The organism is Microvirga pakistanensis (genome assembly GCF_004458765.1).
Classification (GTDB): Bacteria; Pseudomonadota; Alphaproteobacteria; order Rhizobiales; family Beijerinckiaceae; genus Microvirga; species Microvirga pakistanensis.
In genome coordinates this window covers 1-223 of record NZ_SPJX01000277.1, presented here as the reverse complement: position 1 = coordinate 223, position 223 = coordinate 1, and the positions used below count along the sequence as shown (strand labels likewise).

1 pseudogene is annotated in these 223 nt (G+C 67.7%); it reads left to right on the top strand.

The features are described from left to right. Positions 1-223, top strand: a pseudogene (locus tag E4K09_RS15240) (apolipoprotein N-acyltransferase); the annotation flags it as partial.

Below are 223 nucleotides of genomic sequence, written 5' to 3'. Positions count from 1 at the left end.
TTCGGCTTTGCGCTGGCCCGCCTGCTCTGGCTTCCCGACGGCTCGCGCATCCTGGCCTTCGCGTTCGCGCTCACGGTGAGCGAAGTCCTGCGCGGCCATCTCTTCACCGGTGTCCCCTGGAACAATCCCGGCATGGCGCTCGGCCAGAACCTCTGGCTCATGCAGAGCGCCGCGTTCCTCGGCCTTGATGGCCTGTGCTTCCTCGCCCTGGCGATCTGCGCCT